This window comes from Pseudorhodobacter turbinis (assembly GCF_005234135.1).
In the GTDB taxonomy this organism is placed as follows: domain Bacteria; phylum Pseudomonadota; class Alphaproteobacteria; order Rhodobacterales; family Rhodobacteraceae; genus Pseudorhodobacter; species Pseudorhodobacter turbinis.
The window spans coordinates 379,336-399,516 of sequence record NZ_CP039965.1; the positions used below are offsets into that span (position 1 = coordinate 379,336).

Below are 20,181 nucleotides of genomic sequence, written 5' to 3' on the forward strand. Positions count from 1 at the left end.
CTGAAAACAAAGGGGGCAAATTGCCCCCTTGCCGCAACCCGGAGCCGCCGATGACCACTCCTCGCTTTACCCCGCTGAGCCAATCCCTGCCCGCAAGCGTGCCATTCGTCGGCCCTGAAACGCAGGAACGGGCGATGAGGCATGCCTTCAAGGCGCGTCTTGGCGCGAATGAAAACATGTTTGGCCCCTCACCTCGTGCGCTTGAGGCAATGGCCTTGGCGGCGCGTGATGTCTGGATGTACGGCGATCCCGAAAACCATGACCTGCGCGTGGGTCTTGCGGCGCACCATGGGGTGGCCCCCGAAAATATCGTGGTTGGCGAAGGGATTGACGGGCTTTTGGGCTATCTCGTACGGTTGGTGATCGGGCCCGGCGATGCAGTTGTGACCTCTGACGGGGCTTATCCCACGTTCAATTTTCATGTAGCGGGCTTTGGCGGCGCGCTTCACAAGGTGCCGTACCGTGATGATTTTGAGGATCCCGATGCGCTTTTGGCCCGCGCCCACGCAGTTGACGCCAAGCTGATCTATCTGTCAAATCCTGACAATCCGATGGGCAGCCAATTGTCCGCCGTAGCGATCGAGCAAATGATTGAAAGCCTGCCCGACGGCTGCCTGTTGATTCTGGATGAGGCCTATATAGACCTTGCGCCAGAAGGCAGCGCCCCCAAGATTGCCCCCGATGATCCCCGCGTCATCCGCTTTCGGACCTTTTCCAAAGGCTATGCGCTTGCGGGCCTTCGGGTTGGCTATGCGATTGCAGCCCCGGAACTGGCGCAGGCCTTTAACAAGGTGCGCAACCATTTTGGCATGGGCCGGATCGCACAGGCTGGCGCGCTTGCGGCCTTGGCCGATCAAGACTGGCTTGGCGCGGTGAAGGCAAAAGTGGTGACCGCCCGCGAAGACTTTGCCGAAGTGGCGCGTGAGAACGGCCTGAAAGCGCTACCCTCTGCCACGAATTTCATCTGTATTGATTGCGGGCAAGACGGTGAATTCGCGCGCAAGGTTTTGACTGCATTGGCAAATCTTGGCGTTTTTGTCCGCATGCCCGGAACTGCCCCAATGGATCGCTGCATCCGCGTCAGCTTGGGCGACGCAGATGCACTTGCAATCTTCAAGGACGCTTTGCCGCGCGCTTTGACGGCGGCAAGGGCCTGATCAAACCGCCTTTGGCGTATCGGTAACCACGTCATGCGGTTCCTCGGATGGTTTTTTGGGGATGGCAGAAAGCTTGGGCTCGGCCTTTGGCTGTAAAGCTGCTGGAGTCAGCATTTCTACCGCCTCGGCGCGGGATTCGCGGCGGAAGGTCAGCATGTTCTGAAACACCGATTTTGTGCCCGTCAGGCCCGAACGCTCTTCGCATGGCAGGGTGTCGGCACGGACATATTCCCAGCCCGCAGCCCCCATTTCATTCATCAAGCCCGTCAACTTATGGGCAAAACGCTCGGCCGGGGTTTTAGCCCCTTTGGCTTTCTCGCCCTTTTTCGGGGCCGGAATGACCTTATATTCATAAAACTTCATAGGGACTCCAAGCGCCTTTTTGCGCAAGACTTAGCCGATTGGCCGATTGAGGGAAAGGAAAATGGCCCGCGTTCAATACACATCCGAAAGCCCCACTGGCCGGACAGAGGGCAGAACCGTCACCGCAGCCCCGTGGATATGGCGATCATACAGATCAATCGCGTCTTGGTTGAGCATCCGGATACAGCCCGAGGAAACTGCATTCCCCAACTCCCGCGCGCCGGCATCGCCGTGAATACGGTAAAGCGTATCCTTGCCGTTCTGGAACAGATAGAGCGCGCGCGCACCCAAAGGGTTGCCCGGCCCCGCGTCCATACCGCCATTGGCAACGGAATAGGGCTCAAGCTCCGGCCTCCGTTTTATCATATCTGCAGGCACCTTCCAGCGCGGCCATTCGCGCCCGAATTGCAAACGCGCGGTGCCATCCCATGAAAACCCCTGTGCCCCGACGCTCACGCCGTATCGGATCGCAGTCTCGGGCCCTTCGATGAAATGCAAAAGCGCAGCACCCGGGTCGATAATGATACTGCCGCGCGGGCTGTTGGGCCAAGGGTTTTCCACCTCTTGCCGCCACAGCTCGGGGGCAAGGCTGCCTTCCTCGATCGCGGGAATGGGGAATGGCTCTCCGTAGATCGGGCCATAAAAGGCGGGGAGTGGCGGATAGACGGGCGGCGGGGCCGTTTCTGGAGCGGTAGGCCGCGTACAGGCGGAAAGCGCAGCAACCGCACCGAGTGCAGCAAAACGTCTTCTGGTCAACATTTTGAATTCCTTGAGGTCTGATAAAGGGATATTGGCGAAATCAGACCACCCGAGGCGGACCACGAGACGGCGACGGGACAATGCCTTGCCCTATAATGCTCCGGGAAAGCTGAAAAACCGTGCCCCCCTGCGCCATCGGCGGGATTGCAAATGCAACGGGCAAGGCCACATCCAACCCGCAGGGCAAGATTGCGATACGGCAGGGCTTGGGGGCGGAGACAACATGGCTTGCGTCACGTGCTGTTGTTTGATGCCCTGCAAAAACCACAGGCTCTGCGGCGGCAGGCATGGCCGAAAACGCCCCCCAAGGCAAAACAAGGAGGATCAGCAAAACCTGAAAGAGACGACGCAGCACGACCATAGGCCAAACATCGGCGATTTCATCGTAAAAGAAAAGCTGCGCGCCGATCAGCTTGTCGTGATCGGCGCGAGGGTGCCTTTAAAGGCCCAGTTTTTGCGCAACAAGCTGCTGTACAACTGCCGGGGCCGCCTTGCCGCCAGTGGCCTTCAAGACTTGGCCGGTAAACCAGCCGGCCAGCTTCGGGTTCGCCTTGGCTTTTTCAACCTGCGCGGGGTTGGCGGCTATGATTTCATCCACAGCAGCCTCGATTGCGCCGGTGTCTGTCACCTGTTTCATGCCACGGGCATTGGCAACCTCTGCCGGATCACCGCCCTCGGTCCAGATGATTTCAAACAAGTCCTTGGCCATTTTCCCCGAGATTTCACCAGAACCAATGAGATCGACAATCCCGCCCAATTGCACGGATGAGACCGGCGTTTCGGCGATGGTCAGCCCCTCTTTGTTCAACCGACCAAAGAGTTCATTGATAACCCAATTCGCGGCGATCTTGCCATCACGGCCCTTGGCCACTGCCTCAAAATACCCTGCGGAATCGAGGTCCGCCGTCAGCACATTCGCATCATAATCCGTCAGGCCGAAATCCCCCATAAAGCGGGTTTTCTTGGCATCGGGAAGCTCGGGCATATTTGCCGCGATCTCATCAACCCAAGCCTGCTCAATCTCAAGCGGTAAAAGGTCTGGGCATGGGAAATAGCGGTAATCATGCGCCTCTTCCTTGGACCGCATGGAACGGGTTTCGCCCTTATCAGGATCATAGAGGCGGGTTTCTTGGTCCACGCTGCCGCCGTCCTCAAGGATTGCGATCTGGCGACGTGCTTCGAAATCAATGGCTTGCGTCATGAAACGCATAGAGTTCATGTTCTTGATTTCGCAGCGGGTGCCAAGATGGCTGAAGTCTTGGGTGGCCTGATATTTCTCATATTGGCCGGGGGGGCAGACGGAGACGTTCACATCTGCACGCAGGTTGCCGTTTTGCATATTGCCGTCACAAGTGCCCAAATAGCGCAGGATCTGGCGCAGCTTGGTGACATAGGCGGTGGCTTCCTCGGCCGAGCGGATATCGGGGCGTGACACAATTTCCATCAGGGCAACGCCGGTCCGGTTGAAATCCACGAAGGACATATTCGGGTCCATGTCGTGGATGCTTTTGCCCGCGTCCTGTTCCAAATGGATACGTTCCACCCGCACCAGACGGGCCACGCCGGGGGACAGTTCCACCAGCACCTCGCCCTCACCCACGATGGGGTGGTAAAGCTGGCTGATCTGATAGCCTTGCGGCAGGTCGGGATAGAAGTAATTCTTGCGGTCGAAGGCCGAGCGCAGGTTGATCTGCGCCTTCAGCCCAAGACCGGACCGCACCGCCTGCTCCACACAATAGCCGTTGATGACCGGCAGCATCCCCGGCATCGCGGCATCCACAAAGGCCACGTTGGAGTTCGGCTCCGCCCCCACTTGGGTCGACGCGCCCGAAAACAGCTTGGCATTAGAGGAAACCTGCGCGTGGATTTCCATCCCGATCACAAGCTCCCAATCCTGCTTGGCCCCGGCAATGACCTTCGGCTTTGGGTTTTCATAGGTCAGATCAAGCATAGCGCGTCCCTTATATCAGCTTGCTGCGGTTCTAAGGCCAAGCGGAACCGTGTTCAAGCGGGGTTATGTGCCCAACATCCGCCCGACCATCTCGGTCAGGTTGCGGCTCAGGTTCGGGGTGGCGGCAATCCGGGCCAGTTCCGCACGGATCAAGGCCTGACGGTCGGCGTCATAGCGTGGCCATGTCTCAAACGCTGTCGACATGCGCGCGGCGGTTTGCGGGTTGACCGGATCCAGCTTGATCAGCCAATCGGCCAGCAAGCGGTAGCTGTCGCCCGAGGCATGGTGGAACCCCGCGTGATTGCTGGCCAATGAGGCAATGACCGCGCGAAACCGGTTGGGGTTTTTCCAGTCGAAATCAGGATCTTTGGTCAGCGCATCGGTGATTTGCGCCACACGGTCAGGTGCTGCCGAGACGACCTGAAGCCCGAACCACTTGTCCATCACCAAACGGTCCCCTTGCCATTTCAGGCGGAAGGCGGCGGCGGCATCATCGCCCTGCCCGACATCAAGCAAGATCGCCAAGGCGCCCAGCTCTTCGGTCATGGAATTGGCATTTTGCATGGCTACCTGTGCAGATGCACCGCCATCCAGCCGCGCCATTAAGGCAAGGGCCGCAAGCCGCAGCGCACGCCGCCCCGCCGCAACCGCACCGGGGTCAAACGGGCCGGGGGTTTGCAAGCCGTCGATCAGTGCGGGCAGGCGTTTGGCCAGATGCCCCGCCAGACCACCCTGCATCGCGCGGCGGGCGCTATGGATCGCAGCAGGGTCAGGGACATGGCCCGCAGCATGCAGGCTTTGGGCGATATCATCCTCGCCCGGCAGGCGCAGGGTCAGCGCGCGAAACGCCGGATCAAGGGTTTCGTCAAAGGTCACGGTTTCAACCGCTGTCAGCCAATCCGCTGGCGTATCGCCACCTGCGATAACCTTGCGCATCAGCACGTCCTTGGCCAAGGCGCGGCCTGCCTCCCATTTGTTGAACGGGTCGGTGTCATGGGCCAACAAGAAGGCGCGTTCCTCGGCCGAGCTTTCCCGCTCAAGGATCACAGGGGCCGAAAACCCGCGCAGGATGGATGGAACGGGGCGGCTGGCCAGCCCCTCAAATGCAAAGCTTTGCCGTTCTTGCGTCAGCTCCAGAACAGTGGTCGGCACCACCTCAGCGCCGTCAGAATTCAAAAGACCAACCGCCACGGGGATCACCTTTGGATCCTTGGAGGCCTGCCCCGGCGCTGCAGGGTTTTTCTGTTCAATCGTAAGGGTATATAAACCGTCCTTAAAGTCATCTGTTACCGTAAGATGCGGCGTGCCTGCCTGGGTGTACCAATGTTTGAACTGTGTCAGGTCACGCCCCGTAGCATCCTCAAACACCTTAAGCCAATCCTCGATCGTCGCCGCCTGCCCGTCATGGCGATCGAAATAAAGGTTCAGCGCCTTGGCATAGCCCTCATCGCCGACCAGCGCGCGCAGCATGCCGATCACCTCGGCGCCTTTCTCATAGATGGTCGCGGTGTAGAAGTTGTTGATCTCTACGTATGAATCAGGCCGCACAGCATGGGCCAACGGGCCGCCATCCTCACGGAACTGACGGGCACGCAGGGCCAGAACATCCTCAATCCGTTTGACGGCATGGCTGCGCATATCGCCCGAAAATTTCTGGTCACGATAAACCGTCAGCCCCTCTTTGAGGCAAAGCTGGAACCAGTCGCGGCAGGTGATGCGGTTGCCGGTCCAGTTGTGGAAATACTCATGCGCGATCACGGCCTCGATGCGGGCATAGTCATCATCGGTCGCGGTTTCAGGCGTGGCCAACACCAGTTTGGAGTTGAAGATATTCAACCCTTTGTTTTCCATCGCGCCCATGTTGAAGTCATCAACCGCAACGATGTTAAATATATCGAGGTCATATTCTCGGCCGTAAACCTCCTCATCCCATTTCATCGAACGGATCAGGCTGTCCATCGCATAGGCGCATTTGCCCTCATCACCGGGGCGGACATAGATGTTCAGCGCAACCTTGCGGCCCGACATGGTGGTGAACGTATCGGAATGCGCCACCAGATCGCCCGCGACCAGCGCGAACAGATAGGCCGGTTTCGGCCAAGGGTCATGCCACGCGCCCAGCCCCGTCGGATTGCCGTTCGACAGCTGCACCGGCATATCCGTGTCCATCGTCACATCAAAGCGCGCCATGACATCGGGGCGGTCGGGATAATAGGTGATCTTGCGAAAGCCCTGCGCCTCACATTGCGTGCAATACATGCCCCCCGACATATAAAGCCCGTCCAGCGAGGTATTGGTCTCGGGCGAGATCTCCACCTCCGTCTCCAAGACAAAGGGGCCATCGGGCAAATCCGCCGCCGGAATCGTCAGCCCCGTCGCATCGGGCGTGTGCGCAAGTGTCCTGCCATCCAGCGACAGCGCATGCAGGATCAGGTTTTCCCCGTCCAGCCGCATATCCTGTCCCGGTTTGGCCGCCGGATTGGGCGCAAAGGACAGCCGCGCCGTCACTCGTGTTTGCGTCGGATGCAGTTTGAAATGCAGCGCCACATGATCCAGCAAAAAGGGAAAGGGCTGATAATCGGCAAGAAGAATCGCTTGGGGGGAGGTTTGCACAGAAGAGGTTTGCACGGGGAGCGGCCTTTCGCGTGATGGGGTGGTCAGATCGGGAACCATGACCGTTTTCGCGACGTTAGTCCCCCGAGTGGCGGTGTTCAACCCGCACCACCGCGCAACCCTTGGAAAGGAGCACCCCATGTCAGCCCCGAATGCAAATATCGAGCGTCAAAAGAGAAATCATCGCGGCCCACTGGTCGGCATCGCTGTTGTTCTGGTCGTTGTCGGACTGGCCTTGGTAATTTTCCTTGGCGATGAGACAGATCCCGATGGCACGCTGTTGGGCGAAGGTGCCGCAACCAGCGCCCCCGCCGGAGTAGAGGCCACGACAAGCGACTGATCCGCTATTTTCGACTTGCCGAATCCGCGCAAATCCTATCCCCTTGTTCTATGAATGTTCTCATGTGGTACAAGCGCGATTTGCGGGTGGATGATCACCCGGCCCTGACCTTTGCGGCAGGGCTGGGTCGCGTGTTGCCGCTTTATGTCGCAGAGCCGGACTATTGGGCCCTGCCCGACACATCCGCCCGCCAATGGGATTTTACCGCCGAGGCGCTGGCCGATTTACGTCATGATCTGGCAGGCCTTGGCTGGCCGTTGATCCTGCGGACCGGCGACGCGGTTGAGGTGCTGTCGCGGCTTTGCAGGCAAAATGCCATCACGCGGATCGTCAGCCATCAAGAGACGGGCAATGCATGGGTTTCTGCCCGCGATCAACGTGTTGGCGATTGGGCCCGCAGTGCCGGTATTGACTGGGTCCAGATCCCGCAAAGCGCTGTCATCGCCGAGAATTCCACCACAGCCCCCTCATTCCAACCCCTGCCGGGCGTAGAGCCGGGCGACATCCCACCTGCACGGGCCCTGCGGATGCAATCAGACCCCTGCCCGCACCGCCAAACCGGCGGGCGCGCGCAGGCCTATGCACAGCTTGGCAGTTTTCTGGAACATCGCGGCGCGGGCTATTTGCGGGCCATGGCCTCCCCCCTAACGGCAGAGCGGGCCTGCTCTCGCCTGTCGCCCTATATTGCCACCGGCGTGATCTCGGCGCGGCACATAAGGCAAGAGCTTGCCGCAAAGCGCGCCACGCGGCCGGGGGGCGCTTGGGGGGCGAACCTGAGGGGTTTTGAAAACCGGCTTTCGTTGCGGGACCAGTTCATCCAAAAGCTGAAGGACGCGGCCACCTTTGAACCGCGCGCAGGCTGTGTGACGTCCGGCGCGCTGATGGAGGCATGGGCGCAGGGGCAAACCGGCTTTCCCTTTCTGGATGCCTGCATGCGCTATCTCACCGCCAGCGGCTGGCTGAACTTCCATGCACGGGCGATGCTGGTGTCATTTGCAACCTATTACCTGCGGCTTGACTGGCGCGCGGTCGGCCATGTGCTGGCGCGCCGCTTTACCGATTATGATCCGGGTATCCATTGGCCGCAGGTAGAGCTGCAATCCGGCATCGCGGACATCGACCGCATGCGGGTGATCAACCCCGTCAAACAAGGGTTGGAGCATGACCCAAACGGCACCTTCACCCGCCGCTGGGTACCGGAGTTGGCTTCTGTCCCCGATCAATTTTTGCATATGCCATGGGTCTGGCCCGCCGCGCAAAGCGTGCTGGGCCGCCGCTATCCCGAACCCATCGTCGACCTGACAACCGCCGCCAAAGAGGCAAAAGCCGCCATCAGCTCCCTGCGCCGCGACACAGGCCCCAAACCGCGCCGAACACGCCCCGCACCCTTTGGACAACTTGTGCTTGATCTGTAAGGTCCAATGCACAGCAATCCCTAAAGCATCCGCATTATTTTCAAAAAACCCAAGAAAGTCATTTCGCCATAAGCGTAGGGAAACAAGGCCATTCCAATTGCTTTTTACCGCTTTTCGGCCTAACTGTGTGCCATCGTATGCAAATGGAGGCGGCGCGAGAATGGCACAGATGTTGGATAAGGCTGGGATTAAGGTCGATGCTCAACTGGCGCAGTTTATCGAAGAAAACGCGCTGCCCGGAACCGGCGTAGATGCGAGCGCCTTTTGGGAGGGAATGTCCGGGATCGTCAACACGCTTGGCCCCAAGAACCGCGCTCTTTTGGAAAAGCGCGACGCGATCCAATCCAAGATCGACGCCTGGCATATCGCCAATCGCGGCAAACCGCATGACCCCGATGCCTATATGTCTTTCCTCAAAGAAATCGGCTATCTGGTGCCCGAAGGTGGGGATTTCAAAATTGACACCGCCAATGTCGATGCGGAAATCGCCAAGATCCCCGGCCCGCAGCTGGTGGTGCCAATCACCAATGCCCGCTTTGCGCTCAATGCTGCGAATGCGCGCTGGGGCAGCCTTTATGATGCGTTTTACGGCACCGATGCGATGGGCGTGCTGCCCCCCAAGGGTGCCTATGATCGCGGCCATGGCGCGCGCGTTGTTGCCCGGGCGCGGATGTTTCTGGACATGGCTTTCCCGATTGCGGGCACCAGCCATTCCGATGTCAGCCGCTATCACGTGCACAAAGGCCAGCTGATGGTCGATGATCTGCCACTGGTTGATCCTTCGAAATTCGCGGGCTACCTCGGCAACCCCAAGGCGCCGGACTCCGTGCTTTTGGTCAATAACGGGCTGCATGTAGAACTGGTCTTTGACCGCGCGCATCCGATGGGCAGCCGCGACCGTGCGCTTTTGGCCGATGTGCGGATGGAATCCGCCGTCTCTGCCATCATGGATTGCGAAGATTCCGTCGCCTGCGTCGATGCCGAGGATAAGGTTCTGGCCTATTCCAACTGGCTTGGCCTGATGAGGGGCGATCTTGAGGAAACGCTGGAAAAGGGTGGCAAAACCATCACCCGCCGCCTTGCCACGGACCGCGAATTCACCGCCCCCGATGGCACAACCTTTCCCGTCAAGGGCCGCGCCTTGATGCTGGTGCGCAATGTGGGGCACTTGATGACCAACCCCGCCGTGCGCGACGCCGAGGGGAATGAGGCCTATGAAGGCTTGCTCGACGCTTGCATCACCACTTTGATCGCGATGCATGACCTGAAACGTGATGGCGGTAACTCGTTGACCGGTTCGGTCTATGTGGTCAAACCCAAGATGCACGGCCCCGAAGAGGTTGCCTTTGCCGATGAGATTTTCACCGCTGTTGAAAAAATGCTTGGCCTGCCGAAAAACACCGTCAAACTGGGCATCATGGATGAAGAACGCCGCACCACGGTCAACCTCAAGGAGTGTATCCGCGCCGCGAAAAGCCGGGTTTGCTTTATCAACACCGGCTTTTTGGACCGTACCGGCGATGAGATCCACACCTCGATGGAGGCGGGCCCCTTTAGCCGCAAGGATTTCATCAAGCGCAAGGGCTGGATCGGCGCCTATGAGAATATGAACGTCGATACCGGCCTTGCCTGCGGGCTGTCGGGCCGCGCGCAGATTGGCAAGGGCATGTGGGCCGTACCGGACCAGATGGCTGCGATGCTGGAGCAAAAGGTAGAACATCCCAAAGCCGGGGCGAATTGTGCTTGGGTGCCCTCGCCCACGGCGGCGACATTGCACGCGTTGCACTACCACAAGATCGATGTCTTTGCGGTGCAAAAGCGGCTTGCGGCAGGTGGGGCACGGGCGCATGTCAATGCAGTGCTGGATATCCCGCTGGCCAGCTATCGCAAATGGTCCGATGCGCAGATCACCCAAGAAGTGGAAAACAACGCCCAAGGAATTTTGGGCTATGTGGTGCGCTGGATTGACCAAGGGATCGGCTGCTCCAAAGTGCCGGACATCCATGATGTTGGCCTGATGGAAGACCGCGCGACCTGCCGGATCTCCAGCCAAGCGCTTGCAAACTGGCTGCATCACGGTGTGGTGACCGAGGTTCAAGTGATGGAAGCCATGCGCAAAATGGCCGCCGTCGTGGACCGTCAAAACGCAGGTGATGCGGGTTATACCCCGATGGCACCCGGCTTTGACGGGATCGCGTTCCAGGCCGCTTGTGATTTGGTGTTCAAAGGGCGCGCACAACCTTCCGGCTATACCGAGCCGGTCCTTCACGCCCGCCGGTTGGCGCTGAAAGCCAAGGGCTGCCCCCCCATATGACAGAAAGCCGCTCCCATAGCATGGGAGCGGCTTTCTCATTGGTGTTTACGCGTTGTTTACCCAGCCCCGACTAACCTATGTCCAACGCCAATGCATGAATACGGCCAATCAATTCTGCGCCAAGGGCGGCATGTACCGCCCTATGCCGCTGCACGCGCCCCATTGCGGAAAATCCGGGCGCGCGGATGGAAACATTGAAATGTGTCTCTCCTGTCCCGTCATCGCCGGAATGCCCGGCGTGACTGGCGCTATCATTCACCACCTCAAGCTGATCCGGAGAAAATGCCTCATTTAGTTTGCGGTAAATTTCGTCTGCGACGGGCATATGTCTGTCAACCCCCTTCAATCCTATGACCAATAGTCTAAACTCTCGCGTTCGAGTCGGAAAGGCAACACCATGGCAGAACGTCCCCCATTTGAATTTGATATGCGCGTTTCTTCGGATAAAAAGAAGCGCAAGACCGGGCGGCGCGGTATGTCCGGCGCGTTCGAAACATCGACCAAGACCTGCGAGGCCGGCAATTGTACCGAGCCGGGCCTTTATCGTGCGCCCAAAAGCCCCGATCTTCTGGATGAATATTTCTGGTTCTGCAAAGAGCATATCCGCGAATATAATCTGAAGTGGAACTTCTTTCAGGGCAACACCGAAGAGGAATTCGAAGAGTTCCTCGACAAAGACCGCGTTTGGGGGCGTGAGACAAAACCCTTTAACAAGCGCCCCGACGAAGGGCGGGTCTGGTCACGGCTTGGCGTCAACGATCCGATGTCGATCCTGGGCGAAAAGGCCACGCAGAACCCGGGCAAGGTCAACCCCGCCGCAGCCTCTCGCAAGCTGCCCCCGACCGAGCGCAAGGCCCTGGAAATTCTGGATGCTCGGGACAGCTGGACAAAGCCAGAAATTCGCAAGCAATACAAAAGCTTGGTGAAGGACCTTCATCCTGATATGAACGGCGGGGATCGCTCGGATGAAGAGCGTTTGCAAGAGGTGGTCTGGGCATGGGATCAGATCAAGGAAAGCCGTTTTTTCCGCGGGTGACAGGGATTTGACAACAAGCACGTGCAGAACATCGCTCTTGTGAGGGGGCTTTGCACGGCTTGGCCCACAAAATACGCAAGACGGAAAGGCGCGGCTTGATTGGTAACGCCTTTCCTTGTGCAAAATAGAAGAAAAGAAGGGGTGGATCGAAGGACTCGTAAAAAGAACGCACGACAGGCATTGATACGGGTTGACCTACACCAAAAGAATACCTAATAAACGCAGCACTATGGCGGGTGGGCAGGCAGGCTATGCACCGGATTGCAAATCCGAGTAGACCGGTTCGATTCCGGTACCCGCCTCCAATGATTTCAAGTACTTAGCTTCGTGTCTGCTCATAGGGTATCACTCCTAGTATCAAGTTCTTGTTCTGGTCGTGTTCTGTTCAGAATCGCTTTGCAGCCGCTTGACGCGCCCGCATGATTTGCCGCGCCTCCCCCGCATATTTCACAATCATTGCCTTAGTTGTGTGGCCGCTGTAGCTGGCAATCTCGTCGTCGTCGCAACCAGACCACGCCAATTCTTTTACACCGCGATAGCGCAAGGCATGCTGATCATAGAGCATCAGGCCAAGCCGCTTGCGTTCCTTGATCATGTTATCGGCCATTGTCCGGTAGATCATCCGCCCGCCGTAAGCATTGGTCAGGATATGGCGGTTTGGCATTGGTGCGAAGTCCAGCGCCGCTTTGGCCTCATTCAACGCCGCCTTGAGCGCCGGTGTGCATGGCAGGGTCAATTCAATGCCCGTCTTGTTCTGACGCAGCTTGAGCGTGTCGCCGTCATAGTCGCCCCAAGTGAAGCCAATCCAATCGCCGGGACGCTGTAGAGTTCCAACGCCGATTTCAAAGATCAGCCGCGCAATCGGGTTGGCCTCGGCCCGGAAACGCTCCACCGCCCAATCAGGCCAAGGGATATGCGGTTTCTTTTTGGTAGTGGGAACCTTCAAAGGCTCGATCCCGATTGCGGGGTTTGTCGTCCGCCAAGCCTTGCGAATGGCAAATTTCGACAGCATGGAAATGGCGGTCGGGATGTAGTTTGCAAAGCGGATGCGGTGGGTATTTGCATCCATCGCCTTGTAAATATCTGTCTGGGTAAGGCGCGACACATCTGCCTTGCCGATCTTCTCAATCAGGTAGGAAAAGACAGGCTCAAGGTCTTGGCGGTAGCGCGGCGAATGACTCGACCATTTGTCAGATTGTCGGAACAACTCAATTAGAGCGCCCCAAGAGCGTTTGGCCTCGGCCCGTTTGCCTGTCATGATCTCCCAATACAGGCGGTCATAAGCTTCGGTGCCGATCTCGGCATTGATCCTGATCAGCGACTTGCCGCGGCGAAAATACTCCCGCCCGCTCGGATGCCGCCAAGTGTATTTCTTACGCTCTACCATTGAACCCCATCCATGCCGTCGATTGCATCGCCCCGCCCAATGCGGCGCAGTTCGTCCACGTCCCACCGCACAAAGCCTGGCGCAATTTCCCGACCGCGTGGCAGATGCCCCCGCTCCACCAGTGCGCAAAACTCGGCAGGCTTCATATCCAGAAGCTTGGCCGCGTTTGCCTCATTGGCAAGTATGGGGGTTGGTTTGCTCATTAGTCGTTGCCCTCGTTAAAACCAATAGCAACCCATTTGGCTTGTTCGTGACGATCCCGCAGTTCAAGCATGTACTCCCGATCAGGGTTTTTCACCGCCTCGACATTAAGCAATTCGTCGCCATCAAGGGCAAAACCTTGATCCTCCATCAGAATGCGGGTTTCTTCTAAGGTTAGCCCAACATAGTGCCACTCGCCGCTTTCGCCTTTTTCCCAATTCTTGAAAAAATTGGATTTCGGGCTGTAGGGCGAAGGTTCAGGTTCAGGGTCAGGAATGGTAAAATCGGGGATTTCTTCGCCGTTTACAATCGCCATCAATTGGGTGAGCGTTTCGTCAATCAGTCGGTCCACATCCAGCGCTAATACGGAAAGGGGCAAGATCGGCTCTTCGACTGTTTCGGCATAAATGGCCTTGAAAGCCCAATCCCCATTTTGCATGGGATAATTCAAAAGTGTCATGTGTGTATTGACTGCCAGTCCATTGATGCGCCCTTTGGCTCGGTTTGCCACTTGCTCGGCAAGCTGGATTGACCAGCGTTGCGGGAAACCTACGCGGCTAACTGCATATGCTGCCGCAATCATCAAAACCTGTTCTCCGGTAAAGCGCCGCCGCTTTCCGGTTCCGGGGTTAACCCAGTCCCCCATCAAATGAACCATACCGCGCTTTGGGTCGACAAAATGCTCAATTGCCTTCGGCGTTGCGCCAGTAATTTTGCAAACATCAGGCACAAGAAATTGAGGCTCACCAAGGATTTGGAAAGCCTCATCAAGTTGCCGGAAAAGTTTTTGATGGTCGATGGTCATGTGCAGCCTTATTGCTTTTCAGCACTATAACCCCATAGCGTGGGCTTTATCAAGCCCCATTGTGTGGGGTTAGGCTTTTACGCCGCTTTTTCTGCCATTTCCGCGCGTTCCAGATCGCCCAGAATGTCAAAAGCCAATTCCGAAGCCATATCCAACACCCGCCCGCCGCCTACATGGCCCAAGGTTGCCGCTGCCACGTCCTCGCCATCAACTGCCAGCGACAAGACTTTTAGAAGGCTCACAAGATCGGCGGCGCGGTCGGCTGTGCTTTTCTCTTTGCTCATGGTGGTTTTCCTTGTGTTGAATTGATAACAAGGTTATGTTTCCCACAGGTGCGCGAAGGCGTCAAGAAAAATATAACAGGGTTATAATATGAACGCCACGCAATGCAAAATGGCTAGAGCCGCGACAGGGCTAGGGGTGCGTGATTTGGCTACCGCCGCAGGCGTTGCGCAGGCGACAATATCCCGCCTAGAACGTGGTGAAGAATTGCGCCCTGCCACGGTCGCCGCCATCCGCGCGGCCCTTGAATCCGCCGGGGTGGAGTTCATCGCAGAGAATGGCGGTGGTGCTGGTGTGAGATTAAAGAAAGGCAAGCAATGAAACCGACAGAAATAGAATTAAAAATTCTTGGAGAGTTCATAGGTGACGAGTGTGAACAGGTTGGGAAAGTTAGCCGTGTAAACGATCAGATTTGGTTCGACATGGCAGAAAAGGGCTGGATTGAGCCATGCGAAAACGACGAAGGATTTAGGATCACTCGCTTAGGGATTCAAATTAGAGAGAACGAATAGGCCGGAACGTAGACCCTACGCCCCGGCCCGTGGCCCCCTAACGCGGGGTCCGGTGATGTAGCCCCGGCCCATCAAACAACCGTGCTAATCCGCGCCGCGCCATTACGGAGCAAGGGCCGCGCCTTGTCGGGGTTTACCCACTCACCGACTAACGGGGATAATTTGCGCCAGAAACCAATCAAAGGGCGCGGGCTATCCTACCCTATGCCGCGTTGTCACCCTCGCCAAAGTTAACCAGCGTAAGGGCTTGGTTTAGATCGCCGGGGGCAATGCCTGCCGCTTTGGCCTCGGCCAGTGCCTTCACGATGGTAGACAAGGCCCGCGCACGTCCTCCGACATCGTAAGCTTGCAGCGGCCGCAAGGTGTCGATCATCACATCAACCCCAAGTTTGGCGCTTGCCTCTTCGGCCCAGAGCATGGCCAAGGGTTGCAAGGTCCATCCCGCAAGGTGCCGTTGGGCTTCGCGTACCATTGGCCCCGTGGTGGCTCGATTGTGAAGCCCCGGCAACACTCCGAACGCGACCGATATTGCATCCCGCGCCGCGTCTAGCGTTTGAATGGTCATTGCTTTTGAAAGGTCCGGTGACAGGTCTTGCGCCCTTTGGCCCAGTTGCGGATTCATGCCCGCCGCCGTGGCTTGCGCTACGCCCTCGATCACAAGCGTTGAACCGCGGCGACCTTTGAACGCGTGACGCATTTCTGCCATATCGTCGGCGCTACTGTCAGGCAATGGCACAATCTGGGAACCTAAAGGGGCGTCCCTGAACACATCACGCAAAGCGGTTTCAACCTCTTGCAGCAGTTGGGCCGATATTTGGGCGCGCTTCAATGGGGCTTGGCCCGTCCATGGCGCGACCGGATCAGATGCCGCTTTGAAGTGCAACACCTCTTGAGCCAATACGGTTTCGGAACGGTTGCCGCCCGCCTCGGCTATGGAAACGCGGTAAGCGCGGGGGATGCCGTCACGGGTGCTTAAATCCCAATCCGCGCAGGACAACAGGCGGTCGCCCCTGATCAGAAACACAGCTTCCCCCCGCAACGCCACAGAACGCGCAGCAAGGGCCAAGGTAGCACGGTTCAACAAGGTGGTGCCGGATACATCCGCAAGGGCAAAAGCGCCTTCCCATAGGCTAATGCAGCCCTGTGCCGCCGCTGTTAATTCACCGATGCCAGACGCGCCGGAAATGTAGCTTTCCCGTGCCGCCATGATTTGCGCGGTATAGCCCGCCCCGCTCGATCGGGTTTCGATTGGCTTTTTCTTGAACAGTCCAAACATTTCACAACCTCCAACGGTTTAGGGGATGCGGGCCGCGATAGGGCAAGCGGTCTTGGTGGGTTTCCCATGCCCGCGCCTCAATCTGTGCATCTGGATAGGCCGGAACCGTCACGGCGCTAATCTCGAACAGGTCAGCCGCCCGAACCGTGCGCAGGATCGCCCCGGCCCGCGCCTCTACGGCCTCGGCCCCCGGCTTCACCCGAAAGCCCGGTGACAGCCCTTTGACAAGCCCCGATTCATGCGCAGACAGGAAGTCACGCGCCCAAGAGGTGTTGCCCTTGATCACGGCCTCAATCTCTAACGCCTGATCGGTATCGCGTAGGGTTAACGTGCCTGCCCGCGTCGATGCCAAGGGCTTGTTATAGTCATGCCCGGAAAGGAAGTGTATTTCCTCGCCGCGCTCGATGCGGTCAGCAAACGCCCGGCTTGCAATAACCTCTTTGCGGGGTTGCGCTCCATCCGACAGCACGGTTTCCCGGCCATATGGGAAGGATGCCCGAAGGCGGGTTTCCCCGCCCTCGGTGCGCAATTCCAGCCCGCCTTGATGCGAACCCCAAAGCATTATGCCAATTCCAGCCCGGTCAGGATTTCAAGCTGTGCAGGCCGTGCAACCGTAACATCCATTGTGGCAAGCGCCGTGATGCGCAGCCCGCCCGATTGAGCATCGGAATAGGGGTCGCGGATCACATCAACCGCACCCCATGCCCCGACAAAGATAGGCGCAACGCCGCCCGCTGCCGTGGTCAAAAGAGAGGTGCAAGCCAAGGGGCTACCCGCCGGGGCGGCAAGGCCGTTTGTGGTCATGGCGATATTGCCCGCCGGAATGTTCTTCACCATGCGGTCCCACTCCGAAACAGCCGTTCCTGTAATCAAGGTATCATCAAGGAAGCTCCACAATTCGGGGCGGATCATTGCCTTGATCGCCGCAGGACCACCCGCCGCATTGCCAGCCATGAAGCGCACCACAGCCGCGCGGAACGCCGCCCAGCTTGCCGCGTCATCAACGCCCGTGCTTGTGATGCCGTAGGTTGCCGCCCCGGTGATCACGCCCAAGGGTTGACCATCGGCCCCGGTGCCAAGGAATACGGCCTTATCCATCGCCGCGCCCATAGCGCCGGACATATCGCGCCGAATTGCTTGTTCCAGTGCCGCGCCCGATTGCTGCAATGCCTTGCGGGTGATGCGCATTTGAACGCCCAAGTTATGATCCGGCGACATTGCCCGGTCTGTGGTGGCGTAGGTGGTCGGCCCTGCCACGTTGCCCGTCTCGGATGTTGCCCAGCCCGCCGATACCGTGCTTGTGGTGACAGGCCATGCAACTGAACCTTGCGGGATGCTGATCATTTGCGCGCCCATGCGGGCCGCTACGCTATCGGGGAACAGGCGGTCAATGATCGGGCGATGTTGCACGGGGTCAGGGGTGCCGCTTGCGACAGTCTCGCCCGCGCGTTGCTCCAAAGCCTGCCACGGAACAGGGATGCCACGGAAACCGCCCGCGCTGCGCAATTCCTGCACGATTTCGGCGGTCTTGCCGTCCAGTTGCCGCCCCTCGTCCAGGTTCAAAGCAACCTGGCGCAATTCAAAGCCCGCCATCAGGTCGGCCCATTCCTTGCCGGAACGGGTTTCCAACTCGGCCCCGGCGTCCCGGCGCTCGGTATCTTCGGCAATAAGGGCCGCGCGATAGCGGGTTTCGCCGTTGCGGTATTCCAGATCAAGCGCGCCCATTTGGCGGGTTTCGTCCTCGGTGGGTTTGTCCTTCCCTACCAACTCGGCAAGGGCTTGGCGAATTTCAGACTGACGCCGCGTGATTTCAACAGATTTAAGCATGTGTGTTTTCCTTATGCTCGTTAGGTTTTTTGCCTTCGCGCATGAGCGCGTTGACGCTATCCCGCCATTTTTGACGGTCTTTTGATAACGGCTTGTGGCCGATCTCAATTCTTGTTTTCCGGGTGTGACAACGGGCGCAAAGGGCTTGCAGGTTGTCAGGATTAAAAGACAATTCGGGGTGACTCCGAACGGGCTTAATGTGGTCCACCTCAAGCCGCCGCTGATCGCCGCATTGAACGCATTTCCAGCCGTCACGCTCTAAAACCGCGTGCCGTACTGACTGCCAACGCCGTGTGCTTGTGACGCGCTTGGAATGGCGGAAATGATCTTTCATGCCCATGCCAGCCGCGCCTTTCTGATCGGTGCCGCCTTGCGCCGCATACCCTCGGCAACGGCCAAGATCACCGCCGCCGCCGCGTCGATCCGGCCCAATGATCGGGCCTTTGCCAATTTGTGGTTGTTGGCCGGATCAACCAGCGTGATTGCATCAGAGAAGGCCGAACGCAGCAGCAGGGACGGGGTGGTCAAAATATCGCCGTCAAACAGCGCCCGCCGGAATCGCTCAATATCGGCGCTGCCGTCTTTCCATCCGAATCCGCGCCATATGAACGGAACCCGCGCAAGGCCCGCCGCGTCGATAGCCTCGACAAATTCGGCATGGCGGAAACGGTCGCCAACGATACAGGAAATATCAGCGCCATCTGCCAAGCGCACAATGTCGGCAAGCCACGGCCCCGGCGGAACGGTGCTATCACCCAAAACGGACAATTCGCCCCGCTCGTGCATTTCGGTGTAGCGCCCTGACACGCCATCAGCCGCGCCACGGTCGGCAAGTGAAGGCTTGGCGGGGAATGTACCCACAGCCTCAAGCCGCCCCGTGTCGGGCCAGAATAGAGCCGCTGCGCTCATTGATCGGGAACCGCCAAGATCAACGCCCAGAATGCACGGGCCGGAACGCTCGGGCAGATCATCGGGGGAAACCTCGCAGCTCATCCATTCGTCAAGCGTGACAAGGACCGATCGGTCATCAGAGGCAACGCGCTCGTTCCGGTTAAGGTTTCTAAAGCTGGACAGCGCAGAACCGCCCCGCGCAATGGCCCGTTGTGCTTGCGCTCGCAGCCATTCGGCGCTTGGCCCGATGCCCTCCTTTGAGCCGGGGTTGGCAATTAACAGGCTTTCCAGATCGTCAGCAGGCAGGCCCATAGGGGGGCGATGCTCTTGCACATAGGTGCCGTTTGGTGGCTCGTCTAACCAGCGTGAAAAGGTGTTTGCATCATCCGCCGCGCTTGTTGAAATGATCAGCGCCCGCCCGTCACGCTTGCCAAGCCCCGACAAAATGGCGTTTTCCAGATTGTCGCCCTTGTCACGTTCCCAAGCTGCCCGCTCGTCCAAGATCGCCAGCGTAGGCGCGCCGCCCAGAATTGACTTGCCGTCAGCAGCGATAACACGCGCCAGCCCGCCGCCGTTCATGTCTGTTTCAACTTCCAGCTTGGAGCCGCGCCGGATGGTGAATTGCTCTTGCTCTTCTTCTGGCAATCCCTCGATGAACCCGACCAGAAAGGCAAAGGCGGTGCGGGCCTGATCGCGGTTGCGGGCTGCAAAGATGATTTCACGCTTGGGTTGCGGCTCGATTTCGCCCTTCAAATGGCCTAGAGCGATGCCAGCCGATAGCGCAGTTTTGGCATTGCCGCGACCGATGGACAGGCAAGCAACGGACGTGCCTTTACTGAACGCGCCGCGCACAAAGTCTTTCTGAAACCTTGCCAGCTTCAACTTTCTGCCAGCCAAGCGCCCTTCGGGAATGACCAGCGTAGGGAGAAACCGCAGTGCCGCCGATGCTTCTTTGCCCGCCCTAGCCATCAGATTTCCCCCCGATTTTTTGGGAGAGAGAATGCAACAGCCCAGTCAACGGTCCCGCCCATGCTTTCCTTGGGGGCATTGGG

General features: G+C 58.5%; 22 protein-coding genes and 1 tRNA gene. 8 read left to right on the top strand and 15 right to left on the bottom strand.

The annotated features are described in order from the left end of the window. The first annotated feature begins 50 nt into the window (after window positions 1-50). Window positions 51-1,157: a pyridoxal phosphate-dependent aminotransferase gene (locus tag EOK75_RS14160; RefSeq protein WP_137194751.1), complete on the top strand. Its 1,107-nt coding sequence runs from the start codon at window positions 51-53 to the stop codon at window positions 1,155-1,157. Here EOK75_RS14160 and EOK75_RS21680 read toward each other — a convergent pair whose 3' ends face one another. The 5 genes from EOK75_RS21680 to pepN form a co-directional block, all read right to left on the bottom strand. After that, complete coding sequence (locus tag EOK75_RS21680) at window positions 1,158-1,520, bottom strand: DUF4177 domain-containing protein (protein ID WP_137194752.1); 363 nt, start codon at window positions 1,518-1,520, stop codon at window positions 1,158-1,160. Window positions 1,521-1,592: 72 nt separating this feature from the next. Further along, window positions 1,593-2,279 carry a L,D-transpeptidase gene (locus EOK75_RS14170; RefSeq protein WP_137194753.1) on the bottom strand — a complete coding sequence of 229 codons (687 nt, stop codon included), beginning with the start codon at window positions 2,277-2,279 and terminating at the stop codon, window positions 1,593-1,595. Window positions 2,280-2,319: 40 nt separating this feature from the next. Continuing rightward, window positions 2,320-2,634 (bottom strand): hypothetical protein, encoded by a 315-nt coding sequence (locus EOK75_RS14175; protein WP_137194754.1) that lies wholly within the window; start codon window positions 2,632-2,634, stop codon window positions 2,320-2,322. Window positions 2,635-2,718: 84 nt separating this feature from the next. Further along, complete coding sequence (gatB, locus tag EOK75_RS14180) at window positions 2,719-4,230, bottom strand: Asp-tRNA(Asn)/Glu-tRNA(Gln) amidotransferase subunit GatB (protein WP_137194755.1); 1,512 nt, start codon at window positions 4,228-4,230, stop codon at window positions 2,719-2,721. Window positions 4,231-4,293: 63 nt separating this feature from the next. Next, a complete protein-coding gene (gene pepN, locus EOK75_RS14185; RefSeq protein WP_240794112.1) occupies window positions 4,294-6,858 on the bottom strand; it encodes an aminopeptidase N in 2,565 nt (854 codons plus the stop codon). A 124-nt stretch (window positions 6,859-6,982) separates the two neighbouring features. Here pepN and EOK75_RS14190 point away from each other — a divergent pair, with 124 nt between their 5' ends. The 3 genes from EOK75_RS14190 to EOK75_RS14200 all read left to right on the top strand — a co-directional run bounded on the left by EOK75_RS14190 (window position 6,983) and on the right by EOK75_RS14200 (window position 10,912). Further along, window positions 6,983-7,183 (top strand): hypothetical protein, encoded by a 201-nt coding sequence (locus EOK75_RS14190; protein WP_137194757.1) that lies wholly within the window; start codon window positions 6,983-6,985, stop codon window positions 7,181-7,183. Window positions 7,184-7,245: 62 nt separating this feature from the next. Next, on the top strand, window positions 7,246-8,598 hold the full coding sequence (locus tag EOK75_RS14195) for an FAD-binding domain-containing protein (protein ID WP_240794113.1): 1,353 nt from the start codon (window positions 7,246-7,248) through the stop codon (window positions 8,596-8,598). A gap of 160 nt (window positions 8,599-8,758) precedes the next feature. After that, window positions 8,759-10,912, top strand: a complete 2,154-nt coding sequence (locus tag EOK75_RS14200; protein ID WP_137194759.1) for a malate synthase G — start codon at window positions 8,759-8,761, stop codon at window positions 10,910-10,912. Window positions 10,913-10,982: 70 nt separating this feature from the next. Here the strand turns inward: EOK75_RS14200 and EOK75_RS14205 are convergent, their stop codons facing one another. Beyond that, window positions 10,983-11,237, bottom strand: a complete 255-nt coding sequence (locus tag EOK75_RS14205; RefSeq protein ID WP_137194760.1) for a BolA family protein — start codon at window positions 11,235-11,237, stop codon at window positions 10,983-10,985. A gap of 72 nt (window positions 11,238-11,309) precedes the next feature. On the opposite strand from EOK75_RS14205, the gene EOK75_RS14210 reads away from it, so the two are divergent. Next, on the top strand, window positions 11,310-11,948 hold the full coding sequence (locus tag EOK75_RS14210) for a J domain-containing protein (protein ID WP_137194761.1): 639 nt from the start codon (window positions 11,310-11,312) through the stop codon (window positions 11,946-11,948). A gap of 231 nt (window positions 11,949-12,179) precedes the next feature. Next, window positions 12,180-12,253: transfer RNA gene (locus EOK75_RS14215), tRNA-Cys, on the top strand. Between the two features lie 80 nt (window positions 12,254-12,333). On the opposite strand, the gene EOK75_RS14220 is transcribed toward EOK75_RS14215, so the two are convergent. From EOK75_RS14220 to EOK75_RS14235, 4 genes are all read right to left on the bottom strand, one after another. Then, window positions 12,334-13,335, bottom strand: coding sequence for a tyrosine-type recombinase/integrase (locus EOK75_RS14220; protein WP_137194762.1), 1,002 nt, complete (start codon window positions 13,333-13,335; stop codon window positions 12,334-12,336). Beyond that, window positions 13,329-13,538 (bottom strand): hypothetical protein, encoded by a 210-nt coding sequence (locus tag EOK75_RS14225; RefSeq protein WP_137194763.1) that lies wholly within the window; start codon window positions 13,536-13,538, stop codon window positions 13,329-13,331. The genes EOK75_RS14220 and EOK75_RS14225 overlap by 7 nt, the downstream gene beginning before the upstream one ends. Continuing rightward, entirely contained in the window at window positions 13,538-14,341 is an 804-nt protein-coding gene (locus tag EOK75_RS14230) for a hypothetical protein (RefSeq protein WP_137194764.1), read from the bottom strand. Before EOK75_RS14230 ends, EOK75_RS14225 begins: the two co-directional genes overlap by 1 nt. Window positions 14,342-14,418: 77 nt before the next feature. Next, window positions 14,419-14,625: a hypothetical protein gene (locus tag EOK75_RS14235; RefSeq protein ID WP_137194765.1), complete on the bottom strand. Its 207-nt coding sequence runs from the start codon at window positions 14,623-14,625 to the stop codon at window positions 14,419-14,421. 109 nt (window positions 14,626-14,734) lie between these two features. Here EOK75_RS14235 and EOK75_RS14240 point away from each other — a divergent pair, with 109 nt between their 5' ends. Further along, window positions 14,735-14,944, top strand: coding sequence for a helix-turn-helix domain-containing protein (locus tag EOK75_RS14240; RefSeq protein WP_137195793.1), 210 nt, complete (start codon window positions 14,735-14,737; stop codon window positions 14,942-14,944). Next, complete coding sequence (locus EOK75_RS14245) at window positions 14,941-15,135, top strand: hypothetical protein (RefSeq protein ID WP_137194766.1); 195 nt, start codon at window positions 14,941-14,943, stop codon at window positions 15,133-15,135. The genes EOK75_RS14240 and EOK75_RS14245 overlap by 4 nt, the downstream gene beginning before the upstream one ends. A 202-nt stretch (window positions 15,136-15,337) precedes the next feature. Here EOK75_RS14245 and EOK75_RS14250 read toward each other — a convergent pair whose 3' ends face one another. The 5 genes from EOK75_RS14250 to EOK75_RS14270 are packed head-to-tail and all read right to left on the bottom strand — an operon-like array spanning window position 15,338 to window position 20,098. Next, complete coding sequence (locus tag EOK75_RS14250; protein WP_137194767.1) at window positions 15,338-16,411, bottom strand: phage portal protein; 1,074 nt, start codon at window positions 16,409-16,411, stop codon at window positions 15,338-15,340. Between the two features lies 1 nt (window position 16,412). Then, window positions 16,413-16,973 carry an HK97 family phage prohead protease gene (locus tag EOK75_RS14255; protein ID WP_137194768.1) on the bottom strand — a complete coding sequence of 187 codons (561 nt, stop codon included), beginning with the start codon at window positions 16,971-16,973 and terminating at the stop codon, window positions 16,413-16,415. Continuing rightward, window positions 16,973-18,238: a phage major capsid protein gene (locus EOK75_RS14260; RefSeq protein ID WP_137194769.1), complete on the bottom strand. Its 1,266-nt coding sequence runs from the start codon at window positions 18,236-18,238 to the stop codon at window positions 16,973-16,975. The genes EOK75_RS14255 and EOK75_RS14260 overlap by 1 nt, the downstream gene beginning before the upstream one ends. Further along, entirely contained in the window at window positions 18,231-18,578 is a 348-nt protein-coding gene (locus tag EOK75_RS14265; RefSeq protein WP_137194770.1) for an HNH endonuclease, read from the bottom strand. The genes EOK75_RS14260 and EOK75_RS14265 overlap by 8 nt, the downstream gene beginning before the upstream one ends. Further along, window positions 18,569-20,098: a terminase large subunit domain-containing protein gene (locus EOK75_RS14270; RefSeq protein ID WP_137194771.1), complete on the bottom strand. Its 1,530-nt coding sequence runs from the start codon at window positions 20,096-20,098 to the stop codon at window positions 18,569-18,571. Before EOK75_RS14270 ends, EOK75_RS14265 begins: the two co-directional genes overlap by 10 nt. Window positions 20,099-20,181: the final 83 nt, after the last annotated feature.